Source organism: Streptomyces sp. NPDC002623, from assembly GCF_053592635.1.
This window is the reverse complement of sequence record NZ_JBSFWB010000078.1, coordinates 1-16,791: the sequence shown is the minus strand read 5'-3', so window position 1 is coordinate 16,791 and position 16,791 is coordinate 1. Positions and strand designations below refer to the sequence as shown.

The 16,791-nt window shown below is 68.9% G+C and carries 12 protein-coding genes and 4 pseudogenes; 5 read left to right on the top strand and 11 right to left on the bottom strand.

Annotated features, from left to right (window positions below):
* The first annotated feature begins 358 nt into the window (after nt 1-358).
* Nucleotides 359-1,237, top strand: a complete 879-nt coding sequence (locus ACWD4O_RS47930; protein ID WP_451289438.1) for a hypothetical protein — start codon at nt 359-361, stop codon at nt 1,235-1,237.
* Nucleotides 1,238-1,453: 216 nt separating this feature from the next.
* Here ACWD4O_RS47930 and ACWD4O_RS47925 read toward each other — a convergent pair whose 3' ends face one another.
* Both ACWD4O_RS47925 and ACWD4O_RS47920 read right to left on the bottom strand, forming a co-directional pair.
* Nucleotides 1,454-1,648: a DUF3732 domain-containing protein gene (locus tag ACWD4O_RS47925; RefSeq protein ID WP_451289442.1), complete on the bottom strand. Its 195-nt coding sequence runs from the start codon at nt 1,646-1,648 to the stop codon at nt 1,454-1,456.
* Nucleotides 1,649-2,169: 521 nt separating this feature from the next.
* Nucleotides 2,170-3,213 (bottom strand): alpha/beta fold hydrolase, encoded by a 1,044-nt coding sequence (locus ACWD4O_RS47920; RefSeq protein ID WP_451289441.1) that lies wholly within the window; start codon nt 3,211-3,213, stop codon nt 2,170-2,172.
* 260 nt (nt 3,214-3,473) lie between these two features.
* Between ACWD4O_RS47920 and ACWD4O_RS47915 the strand changes: the two are divergent.
* Both ACWD4O_RS47915 and ACWD4O_RS47910 read left to right on the top strand, forming a co-directional pair.
* Nucleotides 3,474-4,212 (top strand): annotated as a pseudogene (locus tag ACWD4O_RS47915) (IS630 family transposase); the annotation flags it as partial.
* Nucleotides 4,213-4,321: 109 nt separating this feature from the next.
* Nucleotides 4,322-4,867: pseudogene (locus ACWD4O_RS47910) on the top strand (hypothetical protein).
* A gap of 478 nt (nt 4,868-5,345) precedes the next feature.
* On the opposite strand, the pseudogene ACWD4O_RS47905 reads toward ACWD4O_RS47910, so the two are convergent.
* The 6 genes and pseudogenes from ACWD4O_RS47905 to ACWD4O_RS47880 form a co-directional block, all read right to left on the bottom strand.
* Nucleotides 5,346-5,832: pseudogene (locus ACWD4O_RS47905) on the bottom strand (DNA helicase); the annotation flags it as partial.
* Nucleotides 5,833-5,841: 9 nt separating this feature from the next.
* The gene (locus ACWD4O_RS47900; protein WP_451289437.1) at nt 5,842-7,056 is read right to left on the bottom strand and encodes an FAD-dependent monooxygenase; all 1,215 of its coding nucleotides are present in this window, start codon (nt 7,054-7,056) and stop codon (nt 5,842-5,844) included.
* A gap of 140 nt (nt 7,057-7,196) precedes the next feature.
* The gene (locus tag ACWD4O_RS47895; RefSeq protein ID WP_451289436.1) at nt 7,197-8,153 is read right to left on the bottom strand and encodes an ABC transporter substrate-binding protein; all 957 of its coding nucleotides are present in this window, start codon (nt 8,151-8,153) and stop codon (nt 7,197-7,199) included.
* A 61-nt stretch (nt 8,154-8,214) separates the two neighbouring features.
* Nucleotides 8,215-9,030: an ABC transporter ATP-binding protein gene (locus ACWD4O_RS47890; protein WP_451289435.1), complete on the bottom strand. Its 816-nt coding sequence runs from the start codon at nt 9,028-9,030 to the stop codon at nt 8,215-8,217.
* Nucleotides 9,023-9,820 (bottom strand): ABC transporter permease, encoded by a 798-nt coding sequence (locus tag ACWD4O_RS47885; RefSeq protein ID WP_451289434.1) that lies wholly within the window; start codon nt 9,818-9,820, stop codon nt 9,023-9,025. The genes ACWD4O_RS47890 and ACWD4O_RS47885 overlap by 8 nt, the downstream gene beginning before the upstream one ends.
* Nucleotides 9,817-10,677, bottom strand: a complete 861-nt coding sequence (locus ACWD4O_RS47880) for an ABC transporter permease (RefSeq protein ID WP_451289433.1) — start codon at nt 10,675-10,677, stop codon at nt 9,817-9,819. The genes ACWD4O_RS47885 and ACWD4O_RS47880 overlap by 4 nt, the downstream gene beginning before the upstream one ends.
* Before the next feature lie 852 nt (nt 10,678-11,529).
* On the opposite strand from ACWD4O_RS47880, the gene ACWD4O_RS47875 reads away from it, so the two are divergent.
* Nucleotides 11,530-12,492 (top strand): ArsR family transcriptional regulator, encoded by a 963-nt coding sequence (locus ACWD4O_RS47875; RefSeq protein WP_451289432.1) that lies wholly within the window; start codon nt 11,530-11,532, stop codon nt 12,490-12,492.
* A 397-nt stretch (nt 12,493-12,889) separates the two neighbouring features.
* On the opposite strand, the gene ACWD4O_RS47870 is transcribed toward ACWD4O_RS47875, so the two are convergent.
* Nucleotides 12,890-13,966: a S8 family peptidase gene (locus ACWD4O_RS47870; RefSeq protein ID WP_451289430.1), complete on the bottom strand. Its 1,077-nt coding sequence runs from the start codon at nt 13,964-13,966 to the stop codon at nt 12,890-12,892.
* A 98-nt stretch (nt 13,967-14,064) separates the two neighbouring features.
* On the opposite strand from ACWD4O_RS47870, the gene ACWD4O_RS47865 reads away from it, so the two are divergent.
* On the top strand, nt 14,065-14,625 hold the full coding sequence (locus ACWD4O_RS47865) for an ATP-binding cassette domain-containing protein (protein WP_451289439.1): 561 nt from the start codon (nt 14,065-14,067) through the stop codon (nt 14,623-14,625).
* An 820-nt stretch (nt 14,626-15,445) separates the two neighbouring features.
* On the opposite strand, the gene ACWD4O_RS47860 is transcribed toward ACWD4O_RS47865, so the two are convergent.
* Nucleotides 15,446-16,009 (bottom strand): RICIN domain-containing protein, encoded by a 564-nt coding sequence (locus tag ACWD4O_RS47860; RefSeq protein ID WP_451289429.1) that lies wholly within the window; start codon nt 16,007-16,009, stop codon nt 15,446-15,448.
* A gap of 403 nt (nt 16,010-16,412) precedes the next feature.
* Nucleotides 16,413-16,642 (bottom strand): annotated as a pseudogene (locus ACWD4O_RS47855) (e9imm peptide).
* Nucleotides 16,643-16,791: the final 149 nt, after the last annotated feature.

Sequence of the window (16,791 nt, the reverse complement as noted above, 5' to 3'; positions counted from 1 at the left end):
CGCGGAGGCCGCCGCGGCCCCGCGACACGCGGGGCCAGGCCGACCGCGCTGTTGACCGGCTTCTCCGGTCACCTCCGTGTGCTGGCACCAGCCCCGACATAGACGACAGGTAAGGCCGGGGATCTTCCGCCGACGCCCCGCGGAGTCGGCGGTCCAGGCCAATCGAGTGCCGCGAAGCCCAGCGCGGCGGAGGTACCGCATCATGGCGAACTCAGGTGAAGGCCCCCTCGTCAACGAGGTCGCGCAACGGCTTCTTAGTAGCCGGTGTTCATTCAGCAAGTGATGAAGCTCCAAGCCGCCGAAAGCCGTAGGCGCGGGCGTCGTGGTCAGTCCGCCGAGAGGCGTAGGGTCCGGGCCTGTGAGCAGTTCCTCCTCGCCCGACTGGGCCTGCCTCCACCACGCCTACGGCTCTGCGGAGGACGTCCCCGGCCAGCTGGCCGCGTTGTCCAGCGCCGATCCCGTCGTGCGCGGTGCGGCCGTATCGGCCCTGACCGGGAATGTCTACCACCAGGGCACCCGGTGGCCGGCGAGCGCTCACGTGGTGACTCCCCTGGTGCTGCTCGCGGACACGCCCAACACACCCGATCGGGCGACAGTTGTGCACCTGCTGCATGCTGTCGCCCTCGGCGACCTGCGCGACGACGTCCTGCCCTTCGACCCCGCGCGTGCCTTCGCCGACGCCGAACGGGTCGGCCCGTCGGACGAGGCGGCGGTGCTCCGCGTGCTGTTCGAGGACGAGGACCCAGACCCCGATTCCGTCGCCGACGTCGCCGATGCCGTGGCCGTGCGCTGGGCGGCCGACGCCTACCGCGCGGCCGAGCGCCATGCGCCGTCGTTCCTGACCTGGCTGCGGGATCCCGAGCCTGCCGTGGCGACCCATGCGGCGGCGCTGCTGGCATGGTTCCCCGAGGTCCCCGGACTCGCGACCGCGCTGGCCGGCGTGGGATTCGACACGGACACAGCCCGCGCGTCGGCGAATCTCGCCCTGGCGTTTCTCCCCGGCCCTCCCGGCTCCGGCGAACTCGCGGCGCTCACCGCATGTCTGGCGTCCACGAACGAGGCAGTGCGGGTGACCGCCGCAGTCGCACTGGCCCGTCGGCAGACGACGGCCCTGCCGCACGAGGCACTGACCGTCCTGGTCTACGCCGACGACGATGAAGTCACCGGTGTCTTACCGGGATGGGACCGCTCCCTGCGGGGCCACGTCGCACTCGCGCTACGGCGCCTCGGCCTATGACATATCCCCCGTGGCGACACCGAGCAGATGCATCAGATCACCGCGCCCAGGCTGCAGATCGAGCAGACGGGACGGCAGCTGGCCAAACCCTGCCGAGGGCCTGCTCGACCGGATCACCCTGGCACGGGCGGCGCGTACCCGGGTGCGGTCCGCCACCAAGAGGCAGCCGGGTGCTGCTGGCCCAGCCGTACCCGGCGGTGCCGTTAGGCAAGCCAGTCAGGGGGGATGAGGGCGTTGCGGTTTGCCATCGCTGTCGGAGAGCCAGTTGCCGATCACGGCATCCTGGTACCAGGGTTCAGCCAGGTTCGCGTGGTCGCAGACGATGATCCGCAGGGCTCCCCGGTTGAGCTGTACCACGTCGTTGAGGAGCTGGAGGTAGGCGGTGACGGTGGTCCAGTCGGCGTCCTGGATGGTTGCGGCGTCGCGGGGCTTTCCGGGATGAACGCCTGGGTGGATCGATGAGCATGAGGAAGCCGGGGACCGGCCGGTTCTTGCGTCGCAGGTAGGTGTGGAGGGCGAGGTGGGCCACAAGGTGGTAGCCGATGTGGTTCTTGGCGCTGCCGATCCGTGTCAGGGGTAGGCGTCCTGCCGGGTCGTCTCAGGACGACGTTGAGCAGTTTGAGGCTGAGGTCGCTGTCGGTTCCGGTTCGGGCCAGCGCTTCGGCGATCCTGCCCTGGATGTGTGCGACGCGTAGGTTCTGTTCCCGCAGGTTGCACAGGCGTTCGTCGCTGGATCCACCAGATGATCCACCCGGTCAGCTCGCGCCCAGGGCGCCGGCACCGCCGCGGACGATGCCTCGGCCCGCCGTTCGGGCGAGGGCGCGCAGACAGCGGACTCCACCTCGTCGGTGCCTGTGGCGGTCCTGACGACGGCGCAAGGCTGACGTTCGGACCCTGGGCCCCCACGGTTCGCGGTCGAGGGCTCGGCTGTTCTACGGAGCCGGGCTGATGTCGCCGTTGGTGTTCATGTCGAAGATGCCCTGGGTCTTGCCGTCGACCTTCTGGTGCTTGAGCCAGTGCTTCGAGAGGTTGTGCACGTTCTTGTGCTGCATCTCCCACACCACCGAATGCCCGGCGCAGTCCAGCTTGACCATCAGCTTGTGGTCGCCGGCGATGGCGTTGTAGAGCGCGGGGACCGAGAAGTTGAATTCCGGATCTTCGCTCGACGTGTTCACCTGCCTGTCGTGCTCCCCGTACGCGATGAGGACCGGCACGCTGCCGCCAAGGACGCCGCCCTGCGCCGCGGTGGTCTTGTTCCAGCCCCACCGGACGAAGTTTCTGATGCGATTGCGCCCTTCACCTTCCGGCCCCCACGTGCTGCCCACCGGATCGCTTTTCATGATCGCGTTCCACACCTTGTCGCGCATCTCTTCTTCGCGCTGGCCCACGCAGTGCACCTCGTTGCCCCACCCGTTCCAGGTTCCGTCTTTCGTGCTCAGGAACGTCGGGAAGCCGGGCTGCGGCAGCGGGTCGGGGGCGTTCGACGTGCCCTCGGGCGGGAAGATAGGCGCCAGCAGGAACAGGTTCGACACCTTGCCCGGGTTCTTGACCGCGTACGGACCCATCGTGAACGCCGCCGCGGACCAACCGATGAAGGACACCTTGTTCACCCCGCGCTCGCGGATGATCCACTCCACGACGGTGTTCAGCTCGTCCCGGTCGCTGTTCGAGTTGGTCAGCTGGAACGGATAGTTCAGCGGGCCCGGCGTGAAACCTGGAGGTCTCGGCTTCAGAAGGTTCTGCTGGGCGGGGTTGACGTTGCGAGGGTCGTCCATCTTCGGCCGCGGCGACAGCCCCGAGCCCTGGAGGTCCATCATGAAGACGTCGTAACCGGCCTTCGCCAGCGCATCGGCCCAGCTGTACGACTTAAAATCGAGATCAAAGCCCGCGAGCACCGGAACGCTCCGGCCGTGGAGCATCAGGACGGCCGTGCGCTCGTCGACGTGGCCGGGGGGCGTACCGTCGCGCTCCCGCACGAAGAGTTCGACGTCCTCGCCCCTATTCGCGGGGACGGTGGACTTGTGGGGTACCCGGTGGTCTTTCACGGTGACGGGCATGAGGATCCGTTCTATGAGCTCGGCCGGGGCGTCGTTGCCCCGCCCAGACCACGCTCGATGCGCGGGACCGTCCGCGCCACAGCAGGGGGCCAGTCGTGTGACGTGCACTTTCTCCGTGCCGGCGGCGGCCTGCTCCTGCTCGTCGTCCTCCAACGGCGACAGCGACAGCGCCACCCCGCCGGTTCAACGAGATCGGCCTGGCCTGCCTGAACCCTCGAGGGGCGGGAGGCCGTCCCCGCCTGCTCAGCGATGACGACGAGGACTTCGTCATCCAGACGGCCATCACGCGCCCCACCAAACTCGGTCAGCCCTTCACCCGCCGGTCGATCCGCGAATTCGCCACTTACCTGCGCCGCGCGCACGGACGCGTCATCCGCATCAGTCGCGAGACTTTACGGTGTCTGCTCCTGCGCCGCGGCGTCACCTTCCAGCGCACCAAGACCTGGAAGGAATCACCCGACCCCGGGCGCGAGGCCAACCTTGACCGGATCGACCAAGTGCTGGACCGCTTTCCGGACCGGGTCTTCGCTTTCGACGAGTTCGGGCCGTTGGGGATCCGGCCGACCCAGGTTCCTACTGGGCGAAGCAGAGCAAGCCCGAGCGCCTGCCGGCGACCTACCGCCGCACTCACGGCGTCATCTGCTTCCACGGCTGCTCTCCGTTGGCGATGACACCCTGTGGGGCGTCATCCACCGCCTCAAAGGCACCGCCAACAGTTTGGCCGCGCCGAAGTCGATCCGAGCCGTCCGGCCCGACGACGCCCCGATCTATATCATTCTGGACAACCTCTCCGCCCACACTGGTGCGGACATCCGCCGCTGGGCGGAGAAGAACAAGGTCGAGCTGTGCTTCACACTGACCTACACCTCCTGGGCCAACCCGATCGAGGCGCACTTCGGCCCGCTGCGGCAGTTCAGTGGCTGTTGTCTTGCCGGGGTTGAGGGCTGCGTTTCCGCTGGTCAGGCATGAGGTCGGCGGTCTCGGGGAGTGGTGGCGTGTCATGTCGTCGCTCTGGTGGAGGTCGGGGATGCCGTCTGTCGTGGGGCTGCTGGAACAGCGTGAGCTGACCGCTCGCCGTCGTGTGGACGCGCTGCCGGAGGATGTGGACCGTACAGGCCGAGCTGGTCGTTGCCGAGCGGGAATGGAACGAGTGGGTCATCGCCCGTTCACGCGTCGGCGAGGTACTGTCCCCGGGCGAAGGCGACATGGCCGACCCGGATGCCGCCCAGGAGCCATCGGATCGCGGTGAACCGCGCGCGCTGCCCGCGTCTTTGGAGGCGGCGAAGCCGAAGTCGGTGTGGTGCCGGTGTCGTGTGCGGGGCTGGCCTGGTCGGCACTGTCGGCGGACTACCAGCGCATCGTGCAGGCTCTCGCGGACCGGGGCCGTCTGGGCCAAGGCCCGTTGACGTGCCAGGAGACGGCCGGCTGCTTCGGCCTAGACCCGGTGCCCGCGAAGATCGAGGCGTTGCGGTCGAAGGCGAAGTGGCTGACAGCGCGTGGGGGGCTCGCCGAGCCGGCACCGGGACGGTCCACGCTCGCGAAGGCTGTGGCCGGGCCAGGCGGCAGGTCATGAGCAGGGTCATCGGCCAGTAGACCATCGTCTCCGCGTTGCCGGTGGACCGCGCGAAGTCCCGCACGAGGCGGCGGCTTCGCATCAGGTGGGCGAAGAACCGCTCCACGATCCACCGCTTGGGCAGCACGACGAAGCCACGCATGTCGTAACTGCGCTTGACGATCGCGAGGACACCAAATCCGCTGACCATTGCCTAACGGGCCACAAGCGTCCTCCCCGCTCAGCCCTTCCCCAAGAACGAGCCGCATCCGTCGGCGATCCCGGCAGTGCCGACGGCTTCTTACCTAGGTACCGCAACACAACACGCGGCCTCCCGACCGACGCGCCGGAGAGGCGGAGGATGGGAGACTCCCGACCCGGACTCGACCCCAGGCCCCAGGCCCCAGGCCCCAGGAGTGAGGCCCCAGGCGTGAGGCCCCAGGCGTGAGGCAACGGGGCTGTGAGCATTCACTGCAGGCGCGCCTCGGTGCGCACTGTCTTACGGCGTGCCGTGCTGCGGGGCAGGGTTGCCATCGGGGTGGTCGTGGATCCACGACAGGTCTCCCAGGTCGAGGCGCGGCGGGCCCGGGTGACGGCCACGTAGGCCAGGCGAGCTTCGGCGTCACCGATGCGGTCGGGCGGTGGCGGAGTGTCCGTCTGACCGCCGGCGTTGGTGTCCTTTGGGCGGCCGAAGTCGTCCGCGATGAGCCCACAGGGTCATTCACGGCCCTTGGCCTTGTGGGCGGTGGACACGGTGACCTGCGTGTGCGGCTCGGGAGCGAGCCGGGCCACCGCGGCGAGAACGGCTTCGGCGCCATGGGCGTCGACGAGGTCGACCAGAGGCTGGAGATCGCGGCTGGCCGGGTCATGGCGGCGTAGTCCTGCAGGTCACCCCAGCCCGGGAAGAGGATCAGCTCGGGGTGGTGGGTGCGGCGGCCTTCTTTCAGGTCACGCGCCGCGGGGGCCAGAGCCCGCAGGGCGGCTCCTCGTTCACTTCACCCCTGAGCGGCTTCCGAGGCACCCAGCTCCGAGTCCGGATCGTATGCGTAGATCCAGTCGTTGGCGACGAGCGGGTCCTGCCGGGCGTAGGCCTTGTCGCGGGCCTGCTGTTCGGTGCCGTCTGGCAGATGGTTGCTGTGCGCGCGGTCGCGGCTGGCGCTCTGCAGCCGGGTGGTGCGCGGCAGGCGCAGCTGCTCGTATCTGCGCAGTGCCGCGGGCGGGTCGTCGATGCCGGCGGCCAGGCACCGGGCCAGCACCGCCGCGTCCTCGATCGCCTGGGCGGCGCCTTGGGCGAGGAAGGGAAACATCGGGTGCGCGGCGTCACCGAGCAGTGTCACTCCTCCCTCGGACCACCGGGACAGGGGCGCCCGGTCCAGCAGCGCCCAGCGGCCGGGCGTACCGGCGGCGCTGATGAGGTCGGTCAGCCGCTGGTCCCAGCCGTCGAACTCGGCGAGGAACTCCGCGACAGTGGCGGTGGCCGCCCAGGACTCGACGGTGAAGTCGCCCGCGGGCACGACAGCAACCAGGTTGACCAGCGCACCTGCTGAGACCGGGTAGTGGACCAGGTGGTGGTCGGGACCGATCCACAGCGTCTGGGCCGGGCGGCGGGCGAAGCGCGGGGCCCGCTCGGCGGGCACCAGGGCCCTGAAGGCGCAGAGACCCGAGTAGGTCGAGGGCGAGGTGCCGAAAAGCGTGCCGCGCACGACGGAGTGGATCCCGTCGGCGCCGATCACGACGTCGGCCTCGGCCTGTCTCCCGTGGGTGAAGTGGAGCCGCAGCGCGTCGCCCTCGTGGTCCAGGCCGATACATTCGTGACCGTGGCGGACGCTGTCGTCCGGCACGGATGCCATGAGGGCGGTCAGCAGGTCCGCCCGGTGCGCGGTGTAGGTGTGCTCGCCGTAGAGCCGTTCGCAGGCGGCTGACAGGTCCTCCGAGGACAGGACCGTCCCGTCCTGCCAGCGCCTGAACTCCCAGCCGGTGTCGAGCCGCACCGCCCGCTCGCGGAACACGTCGAGCACCTTCAGTCTGCGGAGCTGACGGGCGGCGTTCGGCGCCACCAGTACCCCCGCACCCACCTCCGTGAGACGGGGCGCCTGCTCGTACACCGTGCTGGGCAGCCCGGCGCGGCGCAGGAACCCGGCCGTGGCGAGGCCACCGACACCGCCGCCCAGCACGGCGATCCTCGGCGGTGCGGTAGTGGACGCTGTCATCCTCACGGCTCCTCGGATCGGGCGCTCGGCACCTGGCCGGCATACGGGGAACGGGTTCGGCAGACCTCCGCGGGACCCCGCCGCCCATGGTGAGTCTCGTGGCAGACCTCGAGAACACCACGTCCACCGAAGCAGCGGGGCTACCTGATGAAGAGTCCGTCCAGATCGACGTCGTTCTTGATGACCTTCAGGTCTTTCATGGTCGTGAGGTACGTCTGGAAGTTGGCGCGGTCCGTCGTGGCCGAGAAGTGCGGCATCAGGAGCTGTTTGCTCTGCTGCTCGGACGTCTTCGTGTACGTGGTGATGGCCTGTCGGACTTCGGTGTCGTGGGTGGCGGCGTACTCGTTGGACTTCTTCAGCGCCCGCGTGAACTTGTCGACCGTGGCCTTGTTCCCTGCCAGGTACGAGGCGGAGGTGATCCACATGGTCTGCACGGTTTCCGGTTCGAAACCGGAGCCGTTGGACAGAACGCTGCGGTCTCCCTTCTGCAGTGCTGCCGACAGGAAGGGTTCCGCCAGGTCGGTGGCGTCGACCTGGCCCTTGGCGAGCGCGTCGGCCATGGCCGAGAACGGCGTCTCCACGAACTTGATCGTGTCCGTGTCCACGCCGGTCTTCCGCGCCGAGACGATGAAGCTCAGGTGAGGCAGCTGGTAGAGGGTGTCCACCGCGACTTTCTTGCCCTCCAAGTCCTTGGCGGAGCGTATCGAGGAGTCTTTCGGTACGACGACCTGGATGTGCACCTTGTCGTTGTCGCGGGCGAACTTGCCGGCCGGGCCCACGATCCGCACCGGAAGGCCGTTGGAGGCGCCGGCGAGGATGGCCGGCACATTGGTGAAGCCGAACTGCGCGTCGCCGCTGACGACGGCGGCCTGTGTCGAGGCGGGCGGAGTGTCCTTGAGCTTCACGTCCAGACCTTCGGAGCGGAAGAAGCCCTTCTCGACGCCCAGTACCAAGGAGGCGGAGTTGGTCACCGCCGCGTTGGCGACAGTGATCTTCGTGAGGCCTCCGGAGGACGAGGAGGAGGTGGGCGAGTCGTCACCGCAAGCGGTGGCGAGCAGCAGGGGAAGTGCGAGAAATACGGGCAGGAACCGTTTCACGAGTGCCTCCTATGTACCCGGGCTGTTCAGCCGGGACAGAAGTGGGAGCGCGGGTGGACGTTCATCCCGCCGTGCCGATGAGTCCGAAGATCTCCTTGCGGTACTGCTGGAACTCCGGGAGGGCCCGTGTCTCCACCTGATCGCGGGGCCGATCGAGGTCCACCGTCACGGTGCGCAGCACACGGCTGGGACGGCGCGACAGGACCAGCACCCGGTCCGCCATGAAGATCGCCTCGTCGATGTCGTGGGTGACGAGCAGGACGGTCCAGCCGAACTCACGCCACAAATCCAGCACCATGGACTCCAGTTGGGCACGGGTCTGGGCGTCCACGGAGGCGAAGGGCTCGTCCATCAGCAGATAGGACGGCCGGGAGGCGATGGCCCGGGCGATCGCCACGCGCTGCTGCATGCCCCCGGACAACTGCCATGGATAGTGGTCCGCGAACTCGGTGAGCCCGACGTGACCCAGAGAGTCGGCCACCCGGGCGGCGCGCTCCCGGCGGGGCAGGGCATGCAGCCCGAACTCGACATTGCGGCGCACGGAGAGCCAGGGGAACAGGCTGCGCGTGTACTCCTGGAAGACCACGGCGAGGGAGTGCTGTACGCCGTGCACGGCCCGCCCGTCCAGCCGGATCGCACCGGAGGACGGCCTGTCGAGTCCGGCGAGACAGCGCAACAGTGTCGTCTTGCCGCATCCGGAGGGACCGACCAGCACCACGAACTCACCCCGGGCGGCGCTGAACGTCAGGCCGGCGATCGCCTCGGTGCCGGTGGCGGACGAGCGGGACGCGGCGTACACCTTCGCCAGCCGGTCCACCTCCAGCACACTGCGCCCGGACTCCGCCCCGGTGTCCCGGGCGAGATCCCCCTCAGCCACGGCCGATTCCCTTCTGCCCCTCGTACCAGGCCAGCACGTGGTACTCGACGACGCTGAACAACAGGGTGAACAGGCCACCGAGCAGGCCCAGGACGAGGACGCCGGCGTACATGTCCTGGAAGGCGTACGTCCGTTGGGCCTGCAGTACGAAGAAGCCCAGACCACTCGTCGAGGCGACCATCTCACTGATCACCATCATGATCAGTGAGATGCCGAGGGCGATCCGCAGACCCGCGAAGACCTGCGGCAGACAGGCCGGCCAGATCACCCGGCTCACCACCCGCCACCGTCCGACGTGCGCCGCACGCGCCGCGTCCACGAAACCCGCGTCGACCGTCCGAGCCCCGTCCATGGTGTTGAGCAGGACGGGCCACACGGCTCCGAGCGCGATAAGGCCCACCCGCGTACCGGAGTTCGGGCCGAAGGCGAGCACCGCCACGGGGAGCACGGCGGGGAGCGGCACAGCCCTGAGGAACTCCAGGACCGGGCGCACCCACGGGTCGAGTGCACGAAGGTGACCGAGCAGGAGGCCGGCGGCGATGCCGAGCGACGATCCGACGAAGAAGCCGACCACGGTACGAGCGGCCGACGGCAGCACGTCCTGGCGCAGACCGGGGCCGGAGACGAGGTCCCAGGCTCCGCGGGCGGCGACGGAGAACGGCTCCAGGAACATGACGGAGCCCGATCGCCCCACCGCCTCCCACGCCCCCAGTACCACGAGGGTGGTCAGTACGCCGATGGCCCGGCGAGCCTGGCGGACTCGGCGGGACCGGCCCTTGGCTCGGCTCACTGGTCGCCCCCCACCGTGATGGCGCGCCATCGGACGGTCAGGCGGTCGGCCGCGAGGACGGCGGCGTTGACGAGATACCCGATCGTCCCGGCGGCGACGATCCCCGCGTACGCCTCGGGCATGTCGCCGACCTGCTGGTGCAGGTCGACATAGTGCCCCAGGCCGGTACCGGAGGCGACCAGTTCGCTCACCACGGTGACGACCACCGCGATGGAGGCGGCCAGCCGCAGTCCTGTGAAGACGGCCGGCAATGCGCCGGGCAGGACGACCCGCCGGACGAGAGCGAGTCGGCGCAGTCCCAGGATCCGCCCGCTGTCGAGGTGGAGAGGATCCACGTTCCGCACGCCGTAACGTGTGTTGAACACCACCGGCCACACCGAGGCGAAGCTGATGAGAAAGGTCTGCATGCGCAGCCCGAGTCCCAGCAGCACGATGGCCACCGGTACCAGCGCCACCGCCGGAATCGGCCGGAGGAAGTTGAAGAGCGGCCCGGTGGCCGCATCCGCCCACGGCGAGAGTCCCACCAGCGTGCCGAGCAGTACGCCGATCGACGCCGCGGTGGCGAAGCCGACGGCCCACGCGTACGCGGTCTGCGCCGCGGCCGTGGCAAGCGAACCCTCGCCGATCCCATTGAACAGCGCGGACGAGATCGCGCCTGCGGACGGAGCGTTGGTCTCCGGCAGGACCGAGGTGGCGCGCAGGATCTCCCATACGCAGACGGCCCCGACAACACCCCCGATCCCCTTGGCAGCCCGCACCAGCCTGGGCCGCGCACCGGCGTCCCGCGCGGCATCTGTCGTGTCTTCGGCACGCCGAATCGGCCGGCTCTCGGAGTCGGAGCCGCGCATCGCAGTCATGTCCGCCTCCACCGCCCCTACCGATGTGCCTGCGACGGTAGTGTCTAGTCGTGTCCATGCTCAATCCCATGGATGGAGATCAATTCCCCAGCCCGGTAGGGAGGTTGGGGAAGACGGTCGACATCCGGACTCAGAGGCACCTGATCTGGATAGTAGGTGTTCTGGGATGTTTTGGTGACTGGCGGCGTTGCGGGTCGCTGGGTAAGGCGTGAGTGTTCGCCGTCCCTGTCGCAGTGATGTGTCCGATGCCCGCCGGGAATGCCGGCTCCCCCACCCTCGGGGCTCCGGGGACCACGCGGCCTTCTCCGGCAACCGGGTCAGCGCTCCGCGCTGTCCACCCGCTCATACCTTGGCATGCCAGCCTCAGCAGCAGGCTCTCACAGAAGACTGCGACGGTCCACTCTGCAGGCCGACCAGGACGCGGCCGGTGCCACCCGTTTCCCCTGCGCCGGCCGGTGATCGCGCCGACTCGGTCGGGTGAAGACGGCGGCATGCTCATTGAGTCGGTTGGCCAGGATCAAGCATCGGCATTGCCTGGGCAGGCACGGCGGCAGCGCCGAGAGTGAGCGTGCTGCCGAGAACCGCAGTCACGAGGGTTCGGCGAAAACGCATGTGTGGCTCCTCATCCGAGGAAGTTGATGTTCTGGCGCCAAGGCTGTTCTGGTCTTGACTCACGTGCGGAAGCAGTCTTGGTGGTCCTGTGGCCGGTTAGCCGCTTCCTCGTGTCCGACGTACGGCTCACACTCGGAAGCCGCAGTCCCACGATCGGGCTCGAGCGTGGTTCACGCATTCGATTCGCTCCTGGCCGAACTGTGCGGTGCCGGAACTGAGTCACCATGGCAAGGGGGAACCGTGCTGCGACTGTGCTTCACTGCCGAGGACCTGCTGCAGGTGACGTTCGCCTACGAGCCGGCACCGATGGTGGAGCTGGCACTCGCCGTTGCTGCGCTGCAGCGGCCCGACCCGCTGTTCACCCTCTGGCGGCGGCGGACGCTCCACGCCCTGCCGCGCTCTGCGGGGCCGCTGCTGGAACTGATGCCCGCCACGGCCAAGGGGCCGTTGTTCCTGGACCCGCTGAGTCTGGGATTCGACGACGGGCTCGACCAGGTCCTGTCCGCCCCCACCCCGTTCGTCCGCAACGAACTGCGCCGCGTGCACACCGGCGGCCACCGCCCAATCCCGTGGACCCGCCTCCTGGCCGACCGCGACCGGGAATCCTGGCAGATCCTCGAGCACGCCTTACGGGCAGCTCACGAAAGCTTGCTGGCCCGCTCCTGGGACCGCATCCGCGCCGGATTCGACGCCGAACGCGCCTGGCGCGTCCAGCTCCTGGCCGGCCAGGGCATCCGCGCGACGCTGGCCGGCCTCGCCCCGGGGGCACGCTGGCACGGCACCACCCTCGAGTTCGACAGCGACGACGACGTCGAGGCCACACTCGACGGGCACGGCATCACCCTGCTGCCGTCCGTCTTCTGGACCGGACGGCCCTTGGTCGGCAAATACGCCCAGACAACGTTCCTGGTCTACCCGGCCGTAACCCCTCTCCCCCTACTCGACGACCCCACCGCCAACGCCCTGGCCACGCTGCTGGGACGCACCCGCGCCACCATCCTGGAACAGCTCACCCGACCACGCACCACCACCGACCTCGCCCGCCAACTCGACCTGGCAAAGTCCTCCGTGTCCGAACACACCAAGGCCCTCCGCGCCGCCCACCTCACCACCGCCCACCGCGACGGCAAGACCGTCTGGCACACATGCACCCCACTAGGGCTCGGACTCCTCACCGGCTCTGCCGGCACCACAAATGGCTGAGTGCCTCAGCGCCAAGTGGGCCTCAGCCAGGTATTCACAGCTTCACCAGGTTGCAGCCGAGGAAGTGTCGTCTCCTTCGGCGGCGGGGCGGCCTGATGCCGTCGCAGATGGCGGCGTTGCGGGTGTTCGTCGCTCCGACCCGGGCTACTGGGGACGCCGCGGCGCCCGAGCTTGCCGAGCAGGTCCGCGCAGCGATGTACGACCGGGGTGCGGGCCGGCGACAGCTGTCTCTCACGCTGTCGAGACCGATGACGGAAACCGGTCGGTTCGATCTCGAAACCGTCGTCGTAGGGGAACCGAAGCGTACGGCGCGCTGGCTGCGCGGCTTGCGCCCGCCGTGCCGGTGAGGCGCGGCACGGCACTTGGGTGACCGTGCGGCCGGGGCGGCCGGGGCAAGTCAGAGGCCGCCGGTGTTGAGCAGCCGGTTGGGGGTGTCGGAGCGGACGCCGCGTACGACACCGCGGGTGGCCGTGTGGTCGAGCCAGACGTGGACTTGGTCGGCCGTGGCGTGCGGGTGTGCCGAGAGGTACAGCGCGATCACGCCGGTCGCGTGCGGTGCGGCCCAGGACGTCGCGCCGCCGGTCTCCGTGACCGTACCGCCGCCGGCGAGGGCCGAGGTCACCTTCTGGCCGGGGGCGTACAGGTCCACGCACCGTCCGTAACCCGAGCCGTAGGAGCCGCCGTCGCTCCACGCTCGGTCGTTCGAAGTGGAGGCCGCCACGACGATCGTGCCGGGGACGCCGGCCGGGGAGTGCTTGCAGGCGTCGTCATGGAAATTGCCGGCCGACACCACCGTCGGGATCCCCGCATCGACCATCTTCTTCACGGCGGACTCCAGCGCCGCCGACCGGTGGTCGAGGTTGAGCGACATGTTCACCACCGCCGGCTTCTGCGCGTGCGCGGTGACCCACTTGACCGACTTCACGAGCGCCGCCTCGGCCGCCGCCGACGAACCGCCGCCCCCGCTCTCGCACAGGACGCCCTGGACCCGTACGAGCTCCGCCTTGGGCGCCACCCCGTACTTCGCCCCGCCGATGACGCCGGCGACGAACGTGCCGTGGCCGGTCCCCTCCTCGCTGAAGCAGTCACCGGAGTCCTTCGGGCCCACGAAGTCGGCGCCGAGGCGGGCGCGTCCGCCGAACTCCTTGTGGGCGATGTCCATCCCGGTGTCGATCACATAGACGTGCACGCCCTTGCCCGTGGCGGTGGTGGTGAGCTTCCCGTTCAGCGGACGCGACCGCTGGTCCAGGATGTCCAGGTTCCACGGCACGTTCCGGGTGACGCGCGCCGCCGCGGCCGGTGCGGCCAGCTTCTCCAGGCCGGCGTCGGGCACCGCCGCCGAGCCGGACGGCGCCCCGCCCCCGGAGGCCGCCGCGCCGGCTTCCCCGCCGCAGGCCGAGGCCCCGAACACCGTCACCATGGCCACCGCGATGAGACCGGCCTTCGTCACATTCCGCGTCACAACGTCCCCCACTTGCCCGTTCCGTACACAGTCAGCGCACAAGACGAGCACAGGGGGCGAGCGGTTCCGGCGAGGCGTGCGGGTGGGGCGGTGCACGCGCTCGACGGAACCTGTCCGGCTACGGGCGCAACGGCACCGCACCCACCGCGGCACCCGCACCCTGCCCGACAACGGCCCCGACGTCATCAGCGCCCGCGGCCCTCACCTTCTCCTACCCCGGCAGCGACCGCCCGGCCGTCGACCGCGTCGACCTGGACCTCAAACGAGGCGAGATCGTCGCCCTCGTCGGAGAGAACGGCTCCGGCAAGACCACACTCGTCCACCTGCTCACCGGCCTGTACCTGCCCGACGCCGGGGAGGTGACCTGGGACGGGGTGAACCTCGCCGATGCCGCGCCCGGTGACGTGTGGCGCCGGGTGGCGATGACGCCCCAGGACTACACCCGCTGGCCGCTCACGGCCCGGGAGAACATCACCCTCGGCACCCCGAGCCCGCACGGTGACGCCGCCGTCCTGGACGCCGCCCGCTCCAGCGGCGCCGACCGCGTGCTGGCCGGCCTTCCCGGAGGCCTGGACACCTCGCTCGCCCGCTCGTTCCACGCCGAGGCAGCCGTGCACATCCGGCTGACGGGCGAGTGGCCGAGACCGGCACCTATCGGGAGCTGTGGGTGACTCCTGGGAGCCGTCGGGGAGCGCGTACCGTCAGCTGTGAGGGAATCCCGCCACAAGCCCCCTCGGCGTCTCCTGCCGGGAGCTGGATCGTTGGCCCGGGTGAGGTGTCGGGCCGGGGAGCGCCTGGCTGGGGAATCGAGGAGGGGCGCTGTGGCGCGTTCGCTTGGTGTGTCGCTGGCCGAGGCGTATCCGCAGGTCGCCGCGATGTGGTTGCAGGAGCGCAACGGGCTGGAGAGGGCTTCCCGCGTACTTCTTGACGTCGCCCTTGGCGGTCTGCGTGTAGACCGTTCCCGGTGCCGGGCTCCAGGCGTTGACCGCGTCCGGCAGCCCCGTGGCTACCACGGTTCCCTGAGCGGTCGGCCCCAGCGTGATCGTGTTGAGAGCCGCGCTGTAGTCCCACGACCGGATGGTGCCGTTGAGCAGCCTGTAGAGACCGTGAGCAGGCCCGAAGGGGCGAAGGGCTTCGTTCTCCTGCCACGACGGTGGGTGGTAGAGCGCAGTCTGGCGTGGTGGCTACACGCCCGCAGAAACGTCCGGGACTGTGCGACTCGGCCCGAGCATTCCGAAGCCACGCTCACCCTGGCCTCGGTCACTCTCATGACCCATCGGCTCACCCGGCCGACGATCGGGCCCAATGCCTACCGGCCCCGCCCTCGATCCGCACTTCGAACCGCCTGAAAACCGCTGCTGTTCGCCAGCTCACCGCAGGGGTCGCCATGCCGTCGCCGTCACTCCTCAGGGGCTGACGGAACGTACCCGTCAAAGTGGCCGCTGGGTGAGAAGGCCGCATGAAGCGGCCCTCCCCACGGATCAGGCTGCGTCAGTAACCCGACTTCCACGTCTGGTAGCCGTTGCCCCAGTCAAGCGGGAGTGTGTAGACGTCCCCGGCGTAGTTGCTGTCCAGGGCGTATCCGTTTAGCCCGTTCCCGAGCTGGACCTTGTCCCAACCCGTACCGTGGCCCGACCATGTGAAGTTGTCCCATGGGGTGCAGGTGCCGAGGGAGACATCGTTCTCCGGCTGCAGGCATTGATCGGTACCGGCGGCCCTGATGTACACGATGTCGGTGTAACCGTTGTTCGAGTTGAAGACAATGTCCCACTGCTGGAAAGCCCATAGGTTCCCGCCGCAGGGCTGGGTGGTGATGCCGCGGTAGGCCGTCAGGCAACGACCGGTCTCCCAGTTACGCAGGTAGTCCGTGTGAATGACGTTGCCGTAGATGACAGCGGACGCGGAACCGGCGTTGACGAACACAGACCCCAGGGACAGGCCAAGAGCCAGCGCTGCCGTCCATGCACGGTGGACGAATCGCCCCGAAGTCCGGGACCGCGCCGATGCTTGAGCCCCCTCCGCCTGCCCCGCGTTGAGGCTCTCTGTGTTCGTCATGTCAACTTCCTCCGCTGTTCGAGCTCTGCAAGTGCCGCGACCGACCCGCATCGCAGCCGACGCTGCAGGATTCAACCATTTACCTGGTTGCCCCGATGTTGTCCTGGCGTTGCGTGCCCCGTCAGGTGGTGTTGTGGCTCGTCTCCCCGCGGCCGCGTCATCCGGCCAGGGCATCAACAAGATCGCGTCGGGAGTTCTACAGCTCGATCTGAGGCGCTCTGTGCCGGCCAGCCAGCTGCGGCCCTTGTACTGAGCGCCTCTACAGCGCAAGGGGCGCAGTACGCAGAGCCTCATGCGTCGAAACGACTTGACGAGGCACCTGTTCTTTCTGCTTCGGTGGCCGCGACACCCGCGAGGACGATCCCGTCTATCTGCGGGTCCATGCAAGCCCTGGGGGACGCGACTACAAAACGACCGGCCGATACGCCAGGGCCTGATCGACTACCTCATCAGCAGAAAGGTCCCGCTCCGGCGGACAGAAGATCAGGTCGCTGACGTGACCGGACGGGCACGCCAGGGCTCTGTCGAGCCTGTCCAGCCAACCGGCCACCTCGTCATCGGAGGCCAGCCCGCGCCCATGACGCGTTGCACGAGCGTGACTGCCTCCGCGCGGCTCATCTCCACTGCTGTCATCAGGTCCTTACGTCACAACCACCGTAGTGGGACCAGTGATCGCCCGGACAGGTCCTAGGCGCTGTTTCTCGGACCTCCCTCCGTGAGTGGGGTGTTGGGGGCAGGCTGACTGGATGGGACGCGGAGACCTGACAAACGCGGAGTGGGAT